At 61.9% G+C, this 20284-nt stretch carries 19 protein-coding genes; 11 read left to right on the forward strand and 8 right to left on the reverse strand.

Features of this window, described 5'->3' with window-relative positions; genetic code table 11:
- The first annotated feature begins 69 nt into the window (after positions 1-69).
- Both serA and ACQ5BM_RS17125 read left to right on the forward strand, forming a co-directional pair.
- A complete protein-coding gene (gene serA / locus ACQ5BM_RS17120; RefSeq protein ID WP_429813455.1) occupies positions 70-1665 on the forward strand; it encodes a phosphoglycerate dehydrogenase in 1596 nt (531 codons plus the stop codon).
- 118 nt (positions 1666-1783) lie between these two features.
- Entirely contained in the window at positions 1784-2293 is a 510-nt protein-coding gene (locus tag ACQ5BM_RS17125) for a GNAT family N-acetyltransferase (RefSeq protein ID WP_429813458.1), read from the forward strand.
- 131 nt (positions 2294-2424) lie between these two features.
- On the opposite strand, the gene ACQ5BM_RS17130 is transcribed toward ACQ5BM_RS17125, so the two are convergent.
- Entirely contained in the window at positions 2425-3306 is an 882-nt protein-coding gene (locus ACQ5BM_RS17130) for a DMT family transporter (protein WP_429813461.1), read from the reverse strand.
- Positions 3307-3511: 205 nt separating this feature from the next.
- Here ACQ5BM_RS17130 and ACQ5BM_RS17135 point away from each other — a divergent pair, with 205 nt between their 5' ends.
- Both ACQ5BM_RS17135 and ACQ5BM_RS17140 read left to right on the forward strand, forming a co-directional pair.
- Entirely contained in the window at positions 3512-4810 is a 1299-nt protein-coding gene (locus ACQ5BM_RS17135; protein WP_429813464.1) for an adenylosuccinate synthase, read from the forward strand.
- A 63-nt stretch (positions 4811-4873) separates the two neighbouring features.
- On the forward strand, positions 4874-7162 hold the full coding sequence (locus ACQ5BM_RS17140; protein ID WP_429813467.1) for a hypothetical protein: 2289 nt from the start codon (positions 4874-4876) through the stop codon (positions 7160-7162).
- Positions 7163-7268: 106 nt separating this feature from the next.
- On the opposite strand, the gene rpoH is transcribed toward ACQ5BM_RS17140, so the two are convergent.
- A complete protein-coding gene (rpoH, locus tag ACQ5BM_RS17145; RefSeq protein WP_429813470.1) occupies positions 7269-8177 on the reverse strand; it encodes an RNA polymerase sigma factor RpoH in 909 nt (302 codons plus the stop codon).
- Positions 8178-8390: 213 nt separating this feature from the next.
- Entirely contained in the window at positions 8391-9419 is a 1029-nt protein-coding gene (locus ACQ5BM_RS17150) for an RluA family pseudouridine synthase (protein WP_429813473.1), read from the reverse strand.
- A gap of 28 nt (positions 9420-9447) precedes the next feature.
- Here ACQ5BM_RS17150 and ACQ5BM_RS17155 point away from each other — a divergent pair, with 28 nt between their 5' ends.
- Together ACQ5BM_RS17155 and ACQ5BM_RS17160 are read left to right on the forward strand one after the other, a co-directional pair.
- Positions 9448-9831 carry a hypothetical protein gene (locus tag ACQ5BM_RS17155; RefSeq protein ID WP_429813476.1) on the forward strand — a complete coding sequence of 128 codons (384 nt, stop codon included), beginning with the start codon at positions 9448-9450 and terminating at the stop codon, positions 9829-9831.
- A gap of 4 nt (positions 9832-9835) precedes the next feature.
- A complete protein-coding gene (locus ACQ5BM_RS17160; protein WP_429813479.1) occupies positions 9836-10672 on the forward strand; it encodes a TrmH family RNA methyltransferase in 837 nt (278 codons plus the stop codon).
- Between the two features lie 99 nt (positions 10673-10771).
- Here the strand turns inward: ACQ5BM_RS17160 and ACQ5BM_RS17165 are convergent, their stop codons facing one another.
- Positions 10772-11941: a hypothetical protein gene (locus tag ACQ5BM_RS17165; RefSeq protein WP_429813482.1), complete on the reverse strand. Its 1170-nt coding sequence runs from the start codon at positions 11939-11941 to the stop codon at positions 10772-10774.
- Positions 11942-12201: 260 nt separating this feature from the next.
- Positions 12202-12792, reverse strand: a complete 591-nt coding sequence (locus ACQ5BM_RS17170) for a DUF1134 domain-containing protein (protein ID WP_429813485.1) — start codon at positions 12790-12792, stop codon at positions 12202-12204.
- Positions 12793-13067: 275 nt separating this feature from the next.
- On the opposite strand from ACQ5BM_RS17170, the gene chpT reads away from it, so the two are divergent.
- Positions 13068-13712 carry a histidine phosphotransferase ChpT gene (chpT, locus tag ACQ5BM_RS17175; RefSeq protein WP_173520474.1) on the forward strand — a complete coding sequence of 215 codons (645 nt, stop codon included), beginning with the start codon at positions 13068-13070 and terminating at the stop codon, positions 13710-13712.
- Between the two features lie 261 nt (positions 13713-13973).
- Entirely contained in the window at positions 13974-14336 is a 363-nt protein-coding gene (locus tag ACQ5BM_RS17180) for a response regulator (RefSeq protein WP_429813488.1), read from the forward strand.
- Between the two features lie 313 nt (positions 14337-14649).
- Here the strand turns inward: ACQ5BM_RS17180 and ctrA are convergent, their stop codons facing one another.
- Complete coding sequence (gene ctrA, locus ACQ5BM_RS17185) at positions 14650-15351, reverse strand: response regulator transcription factor CtrA (protein WP_025424706.1); 702 nt, start codon at positions 15349-15351, stop codon at positions 14650-14652.
- Between the two features lie 441 nt (positions 15352-15792).
- Here ctrA and ACQ5BM_RS17190 point away from each other — a divergent pair, with 441 nt between their 5' ends.
- Positions 15793-16143 carry a flagellar export protein FliJ gene (locus ACQ5BM_RS17190; RefSeq protein WP_429813491.1) on the forward strand — a complete coding sequence of 117 codons (351 nt, stop codon included), beginning with the start codon at positions 15793-15795 and terminating at the stop codon, positions 16141-16143.
- Positions 16144-16532: 389 nt separating this feature from the next.
- Here ACQ5BM_RS17190 and ACQ5BM_RS17195 read toward each other — a convergent pair whose 3' ends face one another.
- Complete coding sequence (locus tag ACQ5BM_RS17195) at positions 16533-16814, reverse strand: GNAT family N-acetyltransferase (RefSeq protein ID WP_429813494.1); 282 nt, start codon at positions 16812-16814, stop codon at positions 16533-16535.
- A gap of 311 nt (positions 16815-17125) precedes the next feature.
- Entirely contained in the window at positions 17126-17401 is a 276-nt protein-coding gene (locus ACQ5BM_RS17200) for a DUF1153 domain-containing protein (protein WP_003527546.1), read from the reverse strand.
- Positions 17402-17880: 479 nt separating this feature from the next.
- On the opposite strand from ACQ5BM_RS17200, the gene ACQ5BM_RS17205 reads away from it, so the two are divergent.
- Both ACQ5BM_RS17205 and mnmA read left to right on the forward strand, forming a co-directional pair.
- Positions 17881-18630, forward strand: a complete 750-nt coding sequence (locus ACQ5BM_RS17205; RefSeq protein WP_429813497.1) for a helix-turn-helix transcriptional regulator — start codon at positions 17881-17883, stop codon at positions 18628-18630.
- A 291-nt stretch (positions 18631-18921) separates the two neighbouring features.
- The gene (mnmA, locus tag ACQ5BM_RS17210) at positions 18922-20175 is read left to right on the forward strand and encodes a tRNA 2-thiouridine(34) synthase MnmA (RefSeq protein ID WP_429813500.1); all 1254 of its coding nucleotides are present in this window, start codon (positions 18922-18924) and stop codon (positions 20173-20175) included.
- The last annotated feature ends 109 nt before the right edge of the window (positions 20176-20284 follow it).

Raw genomic sequence — 20284 nt, forward strand, 5'->3', positions numbered from 1 at the left:
CCGGGGAGGGGGCGAGGCTGGCTATCCGCATTCCTATTCAGACCTGATCTCTAAGTAAGGAGGCCTTTCATGGCACCTCGCGTTCTCGTATCCGACGAACTGTCGGAAACCGCCGTCCAGATCTTCCGCGACCGCGGCGTCGAAGTCGATTTCCAGCCCAAGCTCGGCAAGGACAAGGACAAGCTCGCCGAAATCATCGGCAACTACGATGGCCTTGCGATCCGTTCGGCCACCAAGGCGACGGAAAAGCTGATCGCGGCTGCGACCAACCTCAAGGTCATCGGCCGCGCCGGCATCGGCGTCGACAACGTCGATATCCCGGCCGCCTCGCGCCGCGGTATCATCGTGATGAACACGCCTTTCGGCAACTCGATCACGACCGCCGAACATGCGATCGCGTTGCTCTTTGCCGTTGCCCGCCAGCTTCCGGCTGCCGATACCTCGACGCAGGCCGGCAAATGGGAGAAGTCGCGCTTCATGGGTGTCGAGATCACCGGCAAGACGCTCGGCGTCATCGGCGCCGGCAACATCGGCTCGATCGTCTGCTCGCGCGCCATCGGCCTGAAGATGCATGTTCTCGCCTACGACCCGTTCCTCTCCAAGGAGCGTGCCGAGGAGATGGGCGTCACCAAGGTCGAGCTCGATGAGCTGCTCGCCCAGGCCGATTTCATCACGCTGCACGTGCCGCTGACGGACAAGACGCGCAACATCCTGAACGCCGAGGCGCTCGCCAAGACGAAGCCGGGCGTGCGCATCGTCAACTGCGCCCGTGGCGGTCTGGTCGACGAGAAGGCGCTCGCCGAGGCGATCAAGTCGGGTCATGTCGCCGGCGCCGGCTTCGACGTCTTCGAGGTCGAACCTGCGACGGAAAGCCCGCTCTTCGGCCTGCCGAACGTCGTCTGCACGCCGCATCTTGGCGCTTCGACCACGGAAGCGCAGGAGAATGTCGCGCTGCAGGTGGCCGAACAGATGTCGGACTACCTGGTCAAGGGTGCTGTCTCCAACGCCATCAACATGCCGTCGATCACGGCCGAGGAAGCGCCGATCCTGAAGCCGTTCATCCGGCTTGCCGACGTTCTCGGCGCCTTCGTCGGCCAGGTCACCGAAAGCGCGATCAAGGAAATCGAGATCCTCTATGACGGCTCGACCGCCGGCATGAACACCAAGGCGCTGACGAGCGCGGTGCTCGCCGGCCTGATCCGGCCGCAGGTCGCCGACGTCAACATGGTTTCGGCGCCGGTCATGATCAAGGAAAAGGGCATCATCCTCTCCGAGGTCAAGCGCGACAAGACCGGCGTCTTCGACGGCTACATCAAGCTGACGGTGACGACGGCGAACCAGACGCGCTCGGTCGCCGGCACCGTCTTCTCGGACGGCAAGCCGCGCTTCATCCAGATCAAGGGCATCAATCTCGACGCGGATGTCGGCAACCACATGGTCTACATCACCAACACCGACGTTCCCGGCATGATCGGCTTCATCGGCATGACGCTCGGCGATGCCGGCGTCAACATCGCCAACTTCCAGCTCGGCCGTGAGAAGGAAGGCGGCGACGCGATCGCTCTGCTCTATGTCGACGCTGCCGTTTCCGAGGCCGTGCTTGACAAGCTGCGCGCCAACAAGGCAATTCGCCAGGCAAAGCCGCTGGTCTTCAACATCGATTGAAGCCGGCACAGGAAGCGGCAGCATGTTCTATCGCTTCGCCGACCCGATCACGGGATACATCGAGGACGCACCGGTGACCGTCGGTGCGTTTTCCTGTTTCGAAGGCATGTGACGAGCAATGACCGACATGACGTTCCGCTGGCGCGAGGCAAGCCTGCCTGACCTCGCCTCCGTATCGGAGATCCAGCTTGTGGTTCACCAGGCGTTTCCCGAGGATGACGCCGTGCTTGCCGATCGCATCGCTCTGAGCCCCGCCGGTTGCTTCATGCTGGATGCGGACGGGCAGTCGCGGGGTTACGTGTTGAGCCATCCGTGGCTCAGAGACGCGCCGCCGTCGCTGAACACCATGCTTGGCGAAATCCCTGGCGCCGCCGACACCTGGTACATCCACGACCTAGCCCTTCTACCCGAAATGCGCGGCTCCGGAGCCGGAGGCGGAGTCCTTCCGATGCTGGAGGATGTCGCCAGGACAGAAGGGTTCAGGTCGATGTCGCTCGTCTCCGTCAACGGATCCCGCGGGTTTTGGGAACGACAGGGGTTTGAGGTGCGCATGGACGAGCGGCTGGCGCTGAAGCTCTCAAGCTATGGCGAGGAAGCGCTCTATATGGAGCGGCTTCTCGCCCGATAAATGAAGATGCCTTGGTCCCAAGGAGAATATGCTGGCGGCGACAGAAACACCCATCTGCTGACCAAGGCTTAAGCCGCTTGCCAGGTTCCAGCGATTGCATCGCGCGACTGTTGTCTGACACGCGCGAGGGCTCAGTGCGGGCGACCCCTCTCGGCAATGGCGATACCGCCAAGCACCAGCAGGAGGGCGACAAGATGGAAAAGGTGGAAGGTCTCGCCGATCAGCAACACGGAAAGAAGCGTTCCGAAAACGGGAATCGCATTGATGAAGAGGCCTGCCCGATTGGCGCCGATCATCTCGACGCCGCGTACATAGAGCACCTGTGACATCAGCGACGGGAAGATCGCGGCATAGAGTACGATGATCCAGCCGGTGGTATCCGGCACGATCGCCGTGCCACTGCCAATTTCCCAGAAGAGCAGCGGCAGGGCGCTGACGAGTGCGCCGAACGCGGGCGCGGCAATGAAGCTCTGCCAGTGCATGATCGGCTTGTAGCGCAGTGCCACGGTGTAGCCTGCATAGACCACGCAGGCGGCGATCATCAGCGCGTCGCCGAAATTGAACTCGAGTGTCAACAGGCTCGAAATGTCGCCATGGGCTGCCGTCACCAACACGCCGACCAGGGTAACGCTGAAGCCGATCACCTGGGCGACCGACGCCTTCGTGCGGAACAGCATGAAATTGAACAGGAAGATCAGCATCGGAATGCCGGCCTGAAGGATGACGGCGTTGATGGCGCTCGTATATTTCAGCGCCGAATAGAGCAGCGCGTTGAAGGTGGTGAAGCCGATCGCGCCATATGCGAGCAGTTGCAGCCAGTGCTTACGGATCTTATCCCAGTCGCGACGGATCTGTGGTGTCATCAGCACCAGGATGACGACCAGCGCAAAGACCCAGCGCAGGGTCGTCAGCATCATCGGGCTCACGTGTCCGACCGCCATCTTGCCGGCGACGGAATTGCCGCCCCAGAAGAGTGCGGTGACGCAGAGATAGAGATAGGCTCTGGAATTCACGATGCTCGGACCTGTGCGGGGATGGGCGACCTGTTGCCGGGACGGCGGGAGAGACGGAGATATAGGCGCTAAATCCCGCCCTTGTCATGCAAAAAGGGCGGAACGCCCGATATAACGGGGTCGCTTTCCGGATGACAACACAGTATAGATGCGCGGGTTTGAGAACAGCGCAGCCTCGTTTGCGCGCCTGCACAGGAAGAGAATTATGACGAATGTCGTAGTGGTCGGCTCCCAATGGGGTGACGAAGGCAAAGGCAAGATTGTGGATTGGCTCTCCGAACGCGCGGATATCGTCGTGCGCTTTCAGGGCGGTCACAATGCCGGCCATACCCTGGTGATCGACGGCGTCAGCTACAAACTGTCGCTCCTGCCTTCCGGCGTTGTCCGTCCCGGCAAGCTTGCCGTCATCGGCAACGGCGTCGTCATCGACCCGCATGCGCTGATTGCCGAAATCGAAAAGCTCAGCAAGCAGGGCATTGCAATCACGCCGGACAATCTGCGCATCGCCGACAACGCCACGCTGATCCTGTCGCTGCACCGCGAGCTTGACGGCATCCGCGAAGATGCGGCCTCCAACAGCGGCACCAAGATCGGCACGACGCGCCGCGGCATCGGCCCGGCCTATGAAGACAAGGTCGGCCGCCGCGCGATCCGCGTGATGGACCTCGCCGACCTCGATACGCTGCCGGCAAAGGTCGACCGCCTGTTGACGCACCACAACGCGCTGCGCCGCGGTCTCGGTGAAGCGGAAATCAGCCACGCGGCGATCATGCAGGAGCTTTCCTCTGTCGCCGCCAAGGTGCTGCCGTTCATGGACACCGTCTGGGTCCTGCTCGACAAGGCCCGCCGCAAGGGCGCGCGCATCCTGTTCGAAGGCGCGCAGGGAACGCTGCTCGACATCGACCACGGCACCTATCCGTTCGTCACCTCGTCGAACACCGTTGCCGGCCAGGCCGCGGCAGGCTCGGGCATGGGCCCGGGTTCGCTCGGCTACATCCTCGGCATCACCAAGGCCTACACGACGCGCGTCGGCGAGGGCCCGTTCCCGACCGAGCTCACCGATGAAATCGGCCAGTTCCTCGGCGAAAAGGGACATGAATTCGGCACGGTGACGGGGCGCAAGCGTCGCTGCGGCTGGTTCGACGCGGCACTGGTGCGCCAGTCGGTTGCTGCCAATGGCATTACCGGCATCGCGCTCACCAAGCTCGACGTGCTCGATGGTCTCGATGAGCTGAAGATCTGTGTCGGTTATACTCTGGATGGACAACAGATCGACCACCTGCCGGCGAGCCAGGCGCAGCAAGCTTCGGCAAAGCCAGTCTATATTACCCTCGAAGGCTGGAAGGAATCGACGGTCGGCGCACGCAGCTGGGCGGATCTTCCGGCGCAAGCGATCAAATACGTTCGTCAGGTCGAAGAACTGATCGGTGCGCCGGTCGCTCTTCTTTCGACCAGCCCCGAACGGGACGACACAATACTTGTGACGGACCCCTTTGAGGACTAGTGTCGGCGAAATGACATTGCGTCGCGATCGCAAAGACATACCTGGGCGTATGAGAAAGTACTAATGGCGGATTTTGTTGCAGTTATTCGCAGGACCGTTGACGGCCTGTCGGAAAACACACCCGAAATGCGGGACAGGGTATACGAGAAGGCGCGCGCGGCCGTGCGCCGCCAGCTCGAAAACATGAACCCGCGTCCGTCGGACGACATGATCAATCGCCAGTTGGCGAAACTCGAAAACGCGATCGCCGAAGTCGACAGCGAATATGCCGAAGCCTTGCCTTCTCTCGAAGAGACGGAGGTGGTGGAGGATGCGTCCGAGGCCGTAGCCGTCGGGCAGCCGGTTGAGGACGTCGTTCCCGAGCCTGAAGCGCAGCCCGAGCCGGCTCAGAGCGAGCCGGCCGCGATCGCTGAGGAAGCAGCACCGGAAACGGAAAACGCTGCCGACTATGGTGCTGCGGTTCACGGGGAACCGGCGCAGTATGCCGACCATTCCGCCGAAGCGGCGGAGGTAGCCGCGGCAGAGCCGGTTGCGGAAGAACCGGTCGTCGAAACGGCTGATACTCCGATCGACGAGCCAAGCGCCCCCGTTGTCGAAGAGCCGCAGGCCGATGCCCCGGTTTACAAGGCCGCGGAGTATGCGGCACCGGCTGCGAGCGAAACGCACGATGTGACTGCCCCCCCGCCGCCGGTGGACGAGCAACCTCGCTCGGTCGAAGAGCCGGTGTGGGATGCTCCGGCGATGGCCGCCGAGGAAAAGCCGGTCGCCTCGGAGTGGGATCTGCCGGAATGGGAAACCGCCGCTCCAAACGCGACGCCCGCTCCCGCGGACGAGCAGGTCGAGGAGGACGAGCAGGCCCATGGGCCCGAGCTTCTCGGCATGCATCCGGTGGAAGAACTGCAGCAGGATGCGCCGGCGGAGACGCCGAGGGCAGAAGCTGAGCCCCCCAAGGCCGATACCGCGCGTAACTGGTCGTTCGACGATAACGATCCCTTCGCGGCATTCGAGGAACGGCGAACCGAAAAGAGCGCGGAACCGGAAATTGCCGATTGGTCCTGGCCGATCGAGAAGACCGGACAGGCGGCCACGACCGATACCCCCCAGAGCCAGCAAGATCGCGCCGGCACGGCCTGGGACCACATTGACGACCTGCTCGGCTTCGAAGGAGCCGCGACCGCAGCGACGGCGGGTGCAGCCGCATCGACGGCTGCGCGCGAGCCGGAACGTGGCGCCGAGGGACCGGCGCCCGCGACATCGCGACCGGCATCTTACCGGGTTACGCCGAAGCCGTCGCGCTTCAGCATCAAGCGCCTTGCCATCGCCGCAATCATCTTGCTGGCGCTAGGCGGTGGCGGCTTTGCCTACTGGCAGAACCGGCAAGCGGGCAACGCCTGGCTTTCGAGGATCGTGGCGTCGGTCACTTCGGCCGTTTCAAGCATCGGGGGATCGCCGGCAGAAGAGAGCGCTCCGCCGGCAGATGGCCAGGGAGAAACGACGCAGCAGCAACCGGCACAGCACGACGATACGGCGGTCCCGGACAACACCTCTACGAAATTCACCCAGCGTCTGCTTAATGACGGCTCCGAAGTCGACAATGGACCCGCCACCGCAAGCGCCGAGGGCACTGGCCAGGAAGGCAAGTCCGTGGCGCAGCAGACCGAGGCGAGTAAGCCTTTGGAAACGGTCAATGCCCAGGGCGGAACGACCGGTCAAGCGGGCACACCGCCTGCCGGACAGCAGACTGGTGGACAGCCGACGACACCGGAGATTGCCATCGCCAATGGCGAGAAGATGTTCCTCTACGAAGAGCGCCTCGGCCAGTCTTCGCCGACGGCCATTCCGGGAACCGTTGCGTGGTCGGTGAAGGAAGAATCGCCCGGCGGTGACGCCAAGCCCGAACCGGCCGTCCAGGCACAGATCACCATTCCGGACCGGGGCCTCACCGCGTTGATGACGATCAAGCGCAACGCCGACGAGTCGTTGCCGGCAAGTCATGTCATCGAATTCGTCTTCTCGCTTCCGCAGAACTTCGAGGGCGGCGCGATCGACAGTGTGCAGCGCGTTTCGATGAAGCGTACGGAGCAGGATCGGGGTGACGCGTTGATCGCTGTCCCGGCGAAGATCACCGACGACTTCCATATGATCGCGCTCAACGATTCCAAGGACGCGATCGGCAACAACACCGAACTGCTGCGCAGCCGTAGCTGGATCGACATTCCGCTGACCTACAGGAACGGGCGGCGCGCGCTGTTGACGCTGGAGAAGGGACCGAGCGGAACGGATGCCTTCAACCAGGCGCTGCGCGCCTGGGCGGCCGCGCCGGCTACGGATGCGGCGACCAACAGCCAGTAGGCCTGAATCCGACAGGACAAAGAAAAACCCGGCAGGAGCGATCCGCCGGGTTTTTCATTTAGCTCACGTCGCTGCCGTGCCACCGTAAGGTACGGCGCGAGGGGTGTTATGCGGCGCCTTCGACCACCCGCAGGGCGTTGGCGCGCTCGAGAGCGGCCTTGCGCACGGCGTCCTGGACCTTTTCGAAGGCACGCACCTCGATCTGCCGCACGCGTTCGCGGCTGATGTCGAACTCGGCCGAAAGATCCTCGAGCGTCAGCGGCTCCTCGGTCAGGCGGCGCGCCTCGAAAATGCGGCGTTCGCGGTCGTTCAGCACCTTCATCGCATTGGCGAGCAGCGCCCTGCGGCTTTCAAGCTCGTCCTGCTCGATCAGGATTTCTTCCTGGTTGTCGTGGTCGTCGACAAGCCAATCCTGCCACTGGCCGGAATCGCCCTCACTCGCCTTGATCGGCGCGTTGAGCGACGCGTCACCGGAAAGCCGGCGGTTCATCGAAACCACTTCGTCCTCGCTCACCTTGAGCGTGGTGGCAATTTCCTTGACCTGTTCAGGCTTCAGGTCGCCTTCATCCAGGGCCTGGATCTTGCCCTTGAGGCGACGCAGGTTGAAGAACAGCCGCTTCTGGTTGGCGGTCGTACCCATTTTCACAAGCGACCACGAGCGCAGGATATATTCCTGGATCGCCGCCTTGATCCACCACATCGCATAGGTTGCGAGGCGGAAGCCGCGATCGGGCTCGAACTTCTTGACGGCCTGCATCAGGCCGACATTGCCCTCGGATACGACTTCGCCGATCGGCAGGCCGTAGCCGCGATAGCCCATCGCGATCTTGGCGACGAGGCGAAGGTGACTGGTCACCAGCTTGTGCGCCGCATTGCGGTCGTCATGTTCCTGGTACCGCTTGGCGAGCATGTACTCTTCCTGCGGTTCCAGCATCGGAAATTTGCGGATTTCGTCGAGATAACGATTGAGGCCACCTTCACCAGCGGCAATGGTCGGTAAATTGTTTCGGGCCATATGAAGCACCCCCCTTTAATCGTCTCCGGCTTCCGGTCGGCAAGCCGGGCATGTGGGTCTTCGTCAAGACCCCACGAGCCTAGAAAATAAGTACGGCGAAAGCATGATTCAAGGACTCCGGTTTCACCAATCTGTGAGACCGGGTGACAGGAATGTCACGAACAGAGACTAACGCTTAGATTGGAATCCTGACAGCGGAATTCAAGGGGGCGATCACACTTCGCCGCGCAAGGCCTCGATCAGTTGCTCCATGTCGGCCGGGACAGGCGCTTCGAAATGCATGGTTTCGCCGGTAGTCGGGTGCTCGAACTGCAGCATGAAGGCGTGCAGGGCCTGGCGGTGGAATTGATTGACGACGGCTTTGGCCGCATCCGGCAGCAAATTCGCCTTGGTGCGGAAGGCGGCGCCATATTCCGGGTCACCGATCAGCGGATGGCCGATATGGGCCATGTGCACGCGGATCTGGTGCGTGCGCCCCGTTTCGAGGTGGCATTCCACGGTTGACGCCAGGCAGGTGCCATCCGGCTTTTCGAGATAGCGCTCGACGACCTCATAGTGGGTGATCGCTTCGCGGGCGTCGTCGCTGTCTTCGCGCTTGACCGCGCGCTTGGTGCGGTCGCCGGCGCGCCCGAGCGGCGCGTCGATCGTACCCTTCAACTGCCGCGGACGTCCCCAGACGACGGCGCGATAGGCGCGCTCGAGCGGACCGGTGCGACCGTGGTCGGCAAACTGCTCCGAGAGATGGCGGTGCGCGGCATCGTTCTTGGCGACGACCATGACGCCGCTCGTCTCCTTGTCGAGGCGATGGACGATGCCCGGGCGCTTGACGCCACCGATCCCCGACAGGCTGCTGCCGCAATGGTGGATCAGCGCGTTGACCAGCGTGCCGGTCCAGTTGCCGGCGCCCGGATGCACGACGAGACCGGCGGGCTTGCAAAGCACGATCAGGTCGTCGTCCTCGTAGAGCACGTCGAGCGGGATGTTTTCGCCCTTCGGCTCCGGATCTTCCGGCTCGGGCAGGTCGATCTCGAAGACGTCGCCGGGATGAACCTTCTTCTTCGCTTCCGTCACCGGCTTGCCGTTGATCGACACCGCGCCCTGCTCGATCAGGCTCTTGATCCGGTTGCGGGAGAATTCACCCGAAAGTGCGTCCGTGAGGAAGGAATCAAGGCGCCCCGTGGCATCCTCGCCTGCGGTCAGGACTTTCCTATTGGCCGTCGCTTGTTTAAAGGGGTCGTTCATTCCGTTCCAAATCCGAAAAAGGCCAGCCATGACCGCAATCGAGCCCGATGACCAGGAAGACAAGCCGCTAGATCCGGCCATGGAAAATGTCCGCCGCAAGATGGTGAAGCTTCAGCTCGTCTCGGCCGGTGTCATGTTGGTCATGCTTATGGCCGTCCTTGGGACGATTGTCTACAAGCTGACACGCACGGACGCGAAGGCACCCGTTCAGGCCGCCGCTGCTGTCGTTCCGAGCGAAGCGCCGGTCAATGCGGTCGCAGCGCTTCCCGCCGGTTTCACGGTGACGAACGTGGCGCTCTCCGGCTCCCAGGTGCTCTTCTACGGCAACCTGCCGGGGGCGGAGCCGCGCGCCATCGTGTTCGACATCGGCGCCGGCCGCATCGTTGCCGACGTCACCGTCAGGACGAACTGACGACATGTCGAGTGCCCTTCCGCCCCTCCAGCGCATCGATGACCCCGCCGATCCCCGAATTGCCGGCTTCGTCTCGATCAAGGAGCGCGATCTGACCGGACGGCAAGGCCGCTTCATTGCGGAAGGCACGGTGGTGCTGCGCATGCTGGCGGCGGCGCACGAAGCCGGGCGCGGCTTTGCGGCCGAGGCGATCCTGCTGCTCGAAAACCGGCTTTCCGGCGTTCAGGATATTCTCGCGCGGTTCCCGCCGTCGGTACCGGTCTATGTGGCGGATGCGCAGGTGTTCGATGCAATCGCCGGCTTCAACATGCACCGGGGCGTGCTTGCGCTCGGCCGCCGCGACGGTGAGCCCGGCCGCGATGCATTGATCGCGTCGCTGCCCGCGTCGAGCCTCGTTCTGGCGGCCTGCGGTATCTCCAACCACGACAACATGGGCGCGCTCTTCCGCAACGCCGCGGCCTTCGGGGTCGATGCCGTGCTGATGGATGAGACGTGCTGCGACCCGATGTACCGCAAGGCGATCCGGGTCTCCGTCGGCTCGGTGCTGACGGTGCCTTTTGCGCGCGAAGGTTCGGTCGCCACCATGCTGGAGCGGCTGCAGCAGGCGGGCTTTGCGATTTGGGGGCTCTCGCCCGCCGGTGACACCGAGCTTTGTGCAATCCCGCCGGCGGCGCGCACGGCGCTTCTCATGGGAACAGAAGGGGAGGGGCTGCCGCAATCGGTGCTGGCCTCTGTCCATACGGCGCGCATCCGTCAGCGCCCGGGCCTCGACAGCCTCAATGTCTCCACCGCCGCCGGCATTGCCCTGCATCAGGTGGCACTGGTCAACGGCCGGATCTGACCGCCCGTTCACAGGCTTACCAATGATAAAAGCTGGCCCGATCCGTGACCGTGGCGGAGCCGAAGCCGGCGTGCCCGCGATCCGCCCGCCCGACAGGCTCTATTCGCGCGGCAGTATGTCCTTCGCCCGCTTCGCCAAACTCTCGCGCTTGGCCGCACCTTGCTCCTGCTCGTCGCCTGCCAACAGGTTGAGGATGGGCGAGGAGGGGCCTTCGTTCGTCGCCGTCAGCGCGACCATGCCGGCGGCAATTGCCGCAACCTCGTCGCGCAGGGCGTCGTCATGGGCGGCGGATTTCGAATTGGTCAGGCGTTCCGAAAGCGCGGTGGCACGGTTGCGCAGATCATCGGCGGCGGCAGAGCCCAGCATCTCGCCGGCGGGCTGATCGGACTGGGAGACGGAACCGTTGGCGGCCCGTTCGGCGGCCGGACGGCGTTCCTTTCTGAGCGGGAAGGCGATGCCGGCGGCACGCAGAGCCTTGGCCGCATCACGCATTTCCTGGTTGGTATCCTTTACCTTGGCCTTCAGCCGTTCGATTTCCCCTGCGCGCCGTTCGAGCGCACTCTCGCGGTCGGCGCTGGTTGCCATCTCGCGCGCGAGCTTGTCTTCCAGACGGTGTAGCCGCGTTTCATCGCGCGAGAGACGCAGTTCCATTTCCTTGGCATGGGTCGTCTCGGCCTTAAGATCGCCGCGCAGGGCTTCGCGCTCATCGCGCAGCGTGGCGATCCGGCTTTTCAGATGCTCGACCTCGGTTTCGCGCGCGGCCAGACTGATCTTGAGATTGTCGATCTCGGCGGCGTGCTGAGCGAGCTGGATGCCGAGCTTCTGGATCTCGTCGGACTTTCCGGCGTTGTCGCGCTCGACGCTGTCGAGCGTTGCCTTCATCCGTTCCACGCGCTGTTCGAACTGTCGGATGGCGGAGCGCATGTCGGCCGCTTCGACGTTCATATCGGCAAGCTGCGCATGCAGGTCGGCATTCTCGCCGCTGAGGCGCCGTGCCTCCTGCAAACTCTTCTCGTTGGCCAGCATCAGCGACACGCCTTTGTCGCGCTCGCGCTTCAGGGCCTGCTGCGTGCGCGCGTTTTCAGCGGCGTAGGCCGCGCGGGCGGCGTCCTTCTGTGCGCGCACCTCCTGCGGGCTGAGCGGCATGGTGGCCTTCAGTCGGTCTTCGGCAAAGCGCACGATGCGGCGGTGGATCGCCGGAGCGACCAGCAGGCCGATGATGATCGCCGTCAGAAAGCCCAGGGCAAAGAGAAGCGCGAATTGGATCACGAGCTGGCCGTTTCAAATCTGTATCGGAACCGCAGCGCCTGCCGGGCCTCGCGGTCCGGCAGGCGCTGCGTATTTCGCTTCCTTGCACTAAACATGACGTTTCGTGCGCTGCAAGTGTCTGGCGCGGGATTTTGCCCGCGTTAACCCGGCTACAGCGCCGCGCGTCTATTGAGACGCGCAAAGGTCGCTGTCGCACTTTAGATCTGCTGCATAAATTTGTCCTTAAATCGATGCCGATTTAAGGAATTATGCAGTAGGCCTCAGAAGGGGTTCCAGGTGGGGGTTTGGGTCATCTTGAGGTAGCCGACATTGATGCCGAGCCGCGCGCCGATGCCGGTGCGGATCGGAACGACGACAATCTGCTCGTCGGTCAGAACCGTCATGCCGACGCCGGCGACGACATAGGCCGAACCGGAGACGCCGCCGAAGCGCTTGTAGAGCGCTGGCACGCTCGGCAGATTGTAGACGAGCATCATGGCGCGGCTGCCCTGACCGCCCCAGTCGATACCGAGCGAGGGGCCTTGCCAGAAGACGCTGTGCTGGCCGGCGTTCTTGGTATTGAGTTCGCCTTCGCCATAGGTGAGGCCGGCGATGAATGCGCCCGAGCCTTCCTGCCCGAGAATGTAACCGTTCGGCAGGCCGTAGCGCTCAAAGGCGCGCTCGACGACTTTCGCCAAGCCGCCTGACGTTTCGCCGAAGAAGCCGTGACCGGCATCGACGATTTCCTGCATCGTATATTGGCTGTTGTTCGCAGATTGGGCATGCGCCGTCGTTTGGGCAGCGGCGACCAGGAACACCGTGGCCAGGAATACACGGCAGGCCTGCTTGGCTGCCTTCATGATCTGATGCATCGTTTCCTCCGTCAGGCGCGAAAGTTGCTCGCTTGCGGGTTTGCAGTGGCCGCCAGTCAGATCACTGCGCGACCAGTGAAGGGTCTGGACCATTTCCATGCAATTTGAACCGATGGTCTTAACAATCGGTTTACCAAATGTGGTGTCATTATGTTCCACTGATGAACGGCTGCGCCGGGCAGCCCATGACTTGCGTCTTTTCGCGTGAGGCTTTACCGGCGTCACGATGGCGCGTGGCCCCGAAGGTGGGCCGGCGGAACCAACAAGGATACACGATGGCAACGAATCCGAACCTGACATTGACGGGACCCGATCTGGCCGCGCTTCTGTGCAGCCGGGTTTGCCATGACATCATCTCGCCGGTCGGCGCCATCAACAACGGCCTGGAACTCCTGGACGAGGGCGGCGCCGACGCCGACGCGATGGACCTGATCCGGACCAGCGCACTCAACGCGTCGGTTCGCTTGAAGTTCGCCCGTCTCGCTTTCGGTGCGTCCGGTTCGGTCGGCGCCTCAATCGACACTGGCGAAGCGGAAAAGGCCGCCAAGGATTTTGCCGCCGCCGAAAAGAAGACCGAGGTCAACTGGCACGGCCCGCGCGCGATCATCGCCAAGAACAGGGTCAAGCTGCTCCTGAACCTCTTCCTCATCGCCTACGGCGCAATCCCGCGCGGCGGTTCGATCGACGTGACGCTGGAGAACCCGGAATTCGACGCCGTCTTCACCCTGGTCGCGAAAGGCCGCATGATGCGCGTGCCGCCGAAGCTGACGGAACTGCTGTCCGGCACGCCGGAAGAAGCCGTCGACGCGCATTCGATCCAGCCCTACTACACCGTGCTCCTGGGCGAGGAAGCGGGCATGACGATCGAGGTTGCATCGACCGGCGAGGAGATCATCTTCACCACGCGCGTTGCAGCCTGAGGTTTCATTTTCCGGCGACAATCGTTCCCTATTCCGACGTACAAATACGGGTGATCCCGTGCTGCGGCGCGGGGTCGCCGCTCTGCGTTCCGTTTGTCGCACTTTACGCCCGTCTCTGGAAAATTTAATCTTTTCAGATGGTTGATGTAGCGAAGAAAGGCAACGTTAAGCAAACTCCGTAACGAATTCTTTCCCAAATTTGTATAGAGTTGTTTCAAGCCTGCGAGTACGCGTATAGGTAAGTTGCGAAGGGAGTTGGACATGCGGCGCTTGATGATTGCCGACGGCTCGGATGTCGTTCGGAAGGTTGGGAAACGTATCCTGTCCGGCATGGGCTTCATGGTCTACGAAGCGTCGAACAGCCTCGAGGCGCTCGTCCGCTGCGAGGCGGAGCTCCCGAACATCCTGATCATCGATGCCGGCTTGGAAGGCGCGCTCGAACTCATTGGCAACATCCGGCGGCTTCCGAACGGCTCGTCGGTCCGGATTTATTATTGCGTCGTCGAGGCGGATCTGAAGAAGATGATGGCTGGCAAGCGGGCCGGCGCCGACGACTTCCTGCTGAAGCCTTTCGACCGCAAGATCCTGACCAGCGTCTTCGCCAGCCAGTCGATGGCGGCCTGAACCGTCCCGCTCACAACTATCTATCAGATTGAAGCCGTGGTCCGTGCCGCGGCTTTTCGTGGTTGCCGCCGGCCGTCATTCCCATATGACCCGATCCGGGCTTCGATGCCGCTGACGGCGACGGCATACAGCGCATCGCGATCTCCGAGATTCGCTGCTTGCGCTTCAAGCTTGTGATTTTTCGTGTGTCGTTATCGCAAGACCGCTGCGCACTTTGCGCGGGCCTACTCTAGAAACAACAAAACCCGCGCGCGGCGGGTTTTGTGAACTTCCGGGCCCGCATCATGCGGGTCGTGCAGGCCCTTTACGGGTATCAGGCAGTTTCGGCGTATTCAGCACCATCCGGCTCGCGCAGCACGTAGCCGCGGCCCCAGACGGTTTCGATGTAGTTGGCGCCGCCGGCGGCGTTTGCGAGCTTCTTGCGCAGCTTGCAGATGAAGACGTCGATAATCTTCAGTTCCGGCTCGTCCATGCCACCATAAAGGTGGTTCAGGAACATTTCCTTGGTCAGCGTCGTGCCCTTGCGCAGCGAAAGCAGCTCGAGCATCTGGTATTCCTTGCCGGTCAGGTGGACGCGCTGTCCGCCGACTTCGACCGTCTTGGCATCCAGGTTGACGATCAGCTCGCCCGTGGAAATGACCGACTGGGCGTGACCCTTGGAGCGGCGGACGATGGCGTGAATACGGGCGACCAGCTCATCCTTGTGGAAGGGCTTGGTCATGTAGTCATCGGCGCCGAAGCCCAGGCCGCGGACCTTGTCCTCGATGCCAGCCATGCCTGAGAGAATCAGGATCGGGGTCTTCACCTTGGAAAGACGCAGCGTTCTCAAGACTTCATAGCCGGACATATCCGGCAGGTTGAGGTCGAGAAGGATGATGTCATAGTCATAAAGTTTGCCGAGATCGACGCCTTCTTCACCGAGGTCGGTGGTGTAGACATTGAAACTCTCGGACTTGAGCATCAGCTCAATGCTCTGAGCCGTTGCGCTATCGTCTTCGATTAGTAGAACCCGCATATTCTTCCCCTTTTCCGCCGCCCAAGGTCGTCGTGGCACCCTTACGCGATACGGATCCAGTCGTTGCCTGATTTGGAGGCTGCCACCAAATGGTTAACAAATTCTGATTCCCTCTGGCAAGGTGTATCGAGATTGTTAAATATTTTTAGCAGTCTCCTGATTTCAAACGTGAATCCAGAACGACCAATCTCATGTAAAACATGAAGAAATGCCGCTATCTGACTCTTCCGACTCGTTAATGCCAGGGCGGTCACATTTCGTGCCTCAGCATTTACGGAGCCTTAAATCATCACGCCTATGATTAACGATGCCCGTAAACGAAAGGTTACCAGCGGTAGGCTTTTGTTAATATCGCTGAAGATTTTTCGTTTCCGGCCCTGTTCGGGCCGGCTTGCGGGCAAATCAGTAACCGGGGTCTCGTTATCCACGGGAGTATTGCGTATGAAAGCACGTGAGAGCCTTGTCCGCCTGAAGGAGTTTCAGGTCCGCGAGAAGCAGCGTCAGCTGAACCAGCTTCAGATGATGATGGCTGAGTTCGAGCGGATGACCAAGGATCTGGAAAATCAGATTATTTTCGAGGAAAAGAAGTCGGGTATCTCCGATCCCCAGCACTTCGCCTATCCCACCTTCGCCAAGGCCGCACGTCAGAGAGCCGACAATCTTCAGGTTTCCATTCGCGAACTGAAGGCGCAGCAGGATGCTGCCGAGCTCGCGCTCGAAGAAGTGCAGGCTGAATACGCGAAGGCGGCGGCCCTCGAAGAGCGGGACACATCTGCCCGCCTGCGGGCATAAGCTGCGGCTCTTGCGCCTCGATCGGGCGCAGCCAAGCCGCAAGGCCTTGATCTAACGGACGATTTGATCCCAGGTCGGTTCCGGTCCGGGGGATTCCGTGCGCCGCTCAGGCAGGTAACCCGTTTCGGGTCAGATTTTTCCAGCCTTGTCGGATCATGCCTTTGGCATGACCCGATCCGGCACGATCGTGACAAGACGAAGAGGCCCGCCCGACGCTTTGGCATTCGGGCGGGTCTTCTCATTTTGAGATCGGGATGGGCTGCCGGCTCTTAGATCACGATGATTTCGGGTCGGTCGACCCAAAATCATCGTGATCGATTCTCATAAGTTAGAGCGGGATGCGGGCGGAAAACCGCACACACTTTTCCTCATCCCGCTCTAGCGGCGTCTCATGCCTGGATGACATCCTGCCATTCGGGGTGCCGCATGGCCTGCGCCTTCATGAAGGGGCAGAGCGGGATGATCTTCCAGCCACCCTTGCGCGCTTCGTCGATCGCGTGTTTGGCCAGCGCCTGGCCGACACCTTTGCCGCGCAGGGCATCCGGAACGAGGGTGTGATCAACGATGATCAATTGCGGCGAGGTGCGCGAATAGGTCATTTCCCCGGTATTCCCCTCGACAACGGTCGAGTAGCGGCCGTGCGATCCAGTTTCCTCGTGTACGATTTCCATGACAGACTTCCTTGGTGAACCGGTTTCTTTGTGCGGAAGCTAGCGCAGAAATCCGGAAATCGGAATCCGTCAAACCACTATCGTCGATACACACACTGTTCGCGAAACGGCACCAGTCCGGCTTTCGCCTAGTGCATGTCTTCGCCCTTAAATCGACCTCGATTTAAGGGCGAAGACATGCAGAAAATCGAAGTTCTACAGCGGCCTTTGCGCGTCTGATAAGACGCGCGGCGCTGCAGAGGCCGAAACGACGGCGGCGGCTCCGGAGAACCCGAAGCCGCCGCTCGACCTATGGCCCTGCAATGGGCGAACTAGTGGCGATACTGCTGGATGCGAGTGGTGCGCAGGCCGGCAAGACCATGATCGTTGATCGAGGACTGCCAGGACAGGAATTCTTCGACCGTGAGGGTATAGCGCTCGCACGCCTCCTCAAGGCTCAACAGGCCACCGCGCACGGCGGCAACGACCTCTGCCTTGCGGCGGATCACCCAGCGCCGGGTATTGGCCGGCGGCAGATCCGCAATCGTCAGAGGGCTGCCATCGGGGCCGATGACATATTTTACGCGTGGTCGCATCATTTCGGTCATGGGACTCTCTACACAAACTCAAGACCATATGACCGAAACCTTAGCCTGCCACATTTAACATTTACCTAAGCAGCAAGTAACAATTTGCTCATAATTTGAGACACTTCGGCGGGGCATCTCATCGTCGATATACCCCATTCCATTCATGGGGCCTTGCGCGCTGTCCTTGTGAATTGCTTTGAGAAGAGCCTGGATTATCCCGGAATTGTCATGGGAGCCATGCAATTACCACATTTCACTTTAACTAAAATTTTTGGTAACGAGGCGCCGAAATAAGGATGAGCGACGTATGTGCGCTCCCATAATCATTCTTGGTGCATCGTCATAATTTTCACAACCGGACGCGTTGCTTGCGCGGTCAGGCCGGTGGCGGCGGCTGTATTTTGTTCGTCGGGTGAAGTTCATGCTTCAGGTGATCTGAGGCGTTTTTGTATTCTCTCGACCGGGCGCGGTGGCGCCTGGGGATGTGGTGATCGCAGATGAAGGAATCGAATGAACCGGCCTTGCTGCGCGAGGCGGAAGCGGCGGACATTTTTTCGGACGTCGATACGGCTGCCGTCCGCACCGAATACGAACTTCTGCATCTCATGCGACGGCTGATCGCCCGCTATGGTTTTGGCCATTTCATGATCGCGCGCATGCCGCTGGCCGAGCAGCAGCGCTTTTCCGAGCGGCTGGTGCTCAGCAACTGGCCGTCGGAGTTCGTTCGCCAGTACGACGCCTGCGAAACATTCCAGTCGAGCGCGCTGGTCGAGCGGCTGCGCTTTACGAAATTGCCGGTGACCGGCGGGCCGGAGCTCCTCGATATCGCTGCCAGGCCGGTGGACGAGGCGATAGTGCACCGGCTGCTTGCCCATCCGGAGATGGCCCGCCACTTCGCCGTGCTCCTGCATACGAGCAACGGCGATCCCTTCATTGCAATGCTCTCCGGCCGCCGCGAGGCACCGGTCGGCGTCGAATGCGCCACGCTCTATCTGACGCTGGTCCAGCTTTTCGAATGCCTGGAGCGCACCTTCGACACCGGCAATTCGGCGCGCGAGAAGCTGTCGAGCCGCGAGGTGGAATGCCTGCGTTGGGCGGCCGCCGGCAAGAGCAGCGACGAGATTGCCATTATCCTGGGTATCTCGACCTATACGGTCAGCAGCTACTTCAAGAGCGCGACCCGTAAGCTCGACGCCGTCAACCGCATGCAGGCGATCGCCCGCGTCATGCGGCTGAAGCTGATCTGACGCCGAAGCGACGCGTCTTAAGGACGCGCGGCATCGCCGGTCTGGCGGCCGGCCTTGCCGCCGGACGGACAAGTTTCTATATGTCGCGGAATTGAAAGTGCTGCGGCGACCTTTGCGCGTCTCATCGGACGCGCGGCGCCGACTGCATGTTTCCTTTGATCGTAGCCGATTAAAGGACAAAAACATGCAGTAACTCAAAGTGCTACAGCGACCTTAGCGCGTCTGATCAGACGCGCGGCGCTGTAGAAGCCGAGCGTGCCGCAAGCCGAGAGTTCCTCGGCCAAGCATCGCATGAAGCGTGAAACAGGGCAGGCGAAGGATTGCCGCCCGAAGGCCGGATTGGATCCCGTGAACAGTCTCGATTTTGACCGCAAGCCCGAAGATACGCGTGTTGTCGTCGCCATGTCCGGCGGCGTCGACAGTTCCGTGGTCGCCGGCCTGCTCAAACGCGAGGGCTACGACGTCTTGGGCATCACGCTGCAGCTCTATGATCATGGCGCTGCCGTGCATCGTGCCGGCTCCTGCTGCGCCGGCCAGGATATCGACGACGCGCGCCGCGTCTGCGAAACGCTCGACATCCCGCACTACGTGCTCGATTACGAGGCGCGCTTCCGCGAAACGGTGATCAATCCCTTCGCCGAAAGCTATATCGCCGGCGAAACGCCGATCCCCTGCGTTGCCTGCAACCAGACGGTCAAGTTTGCCGATCTGCTTGCCACCGCCAAGGAGCTCGGTGCCGATGCGCTGGCGACCGGCCACTACATCCGCTCGCGCCCGAGCCCGAACCCGCGCTACGCTGGCCAGCGGGCGCTCTATCGGCCGACGGACGCCGACCGCGACCAGAGCTATTTCCTCTTCGCGACGACGCAGGAGCAGATCGACTATCTGCGCTTCCCCTTGGGGCATCTCTCCAAGGCCGAGACGCGCAAGCTCGCGGAGGAAATGGGCCTCGTCGTCGCCCAGAAGGCCGACAGCCAGGACATCTGTTTCGTGCCGCAGGGCAAGTACAGCGACATCGTCTCGAAGCTGAAGCCGAACGCGGCGCTTTCCGGCGAGATCGTGCATCTCGATGGCCGCGTGCTCGGCACGCATGAGGGCATCCTGCACTATACGATCGGCCAGCGCCGCGGCATCGGCATTGCCACCGGCGAGCCGCTCTACGTCGTTTATCTCGACGCCCGCTCGCGCCGCGTCATCGTCGGCCCCAAGGAAGCGCTGGAGACGCGCCGCGTTTATCTGCGCGACGTCAACTGGCTGGGCGACGAGGAGCTCGAAGCGGCTGCTGCGCGCGGCTTCGACTGTTTCGCCAAGGTGCGCTCCACCCGCCAGCCGGCCCCGGCGGTGCTGGCGATGGATGACGAGGGTATCTACGTCGAGCTCGCCGAAGGCGAGGCCGGTATCGCGCCCGGCCAGGCCTGCGCGCTCTATTCCGGCGTCGGCGAGGATGCACGCGTCTATGGCGGCGGATTCATTCGCAAATCAGAGCGCGAAGCCGGCGCGGAAGCCGCCCTGAAGGCGCTGCTTGCGGCGCCTGCGGCCGCCTGAAGCCATTGATTTCCGGGCCGTTGTGAAAACTTCACATTTTCCCGGAGACTTCGCTTGACACTGGCCGGAACGGCGCCTTATAAGCCGCCCGTCCAGTCAAGACGGCTTC

The sequence above is a fragment of the Ensifer sp. B1-9 genome, from assembly GCF_050474445.1.
Classification (GTDB): Bacteria; Pseudomonadota; Alphaproteobacteria; order Rhizobiales; family Rhizobiaceae; genus Ensifer.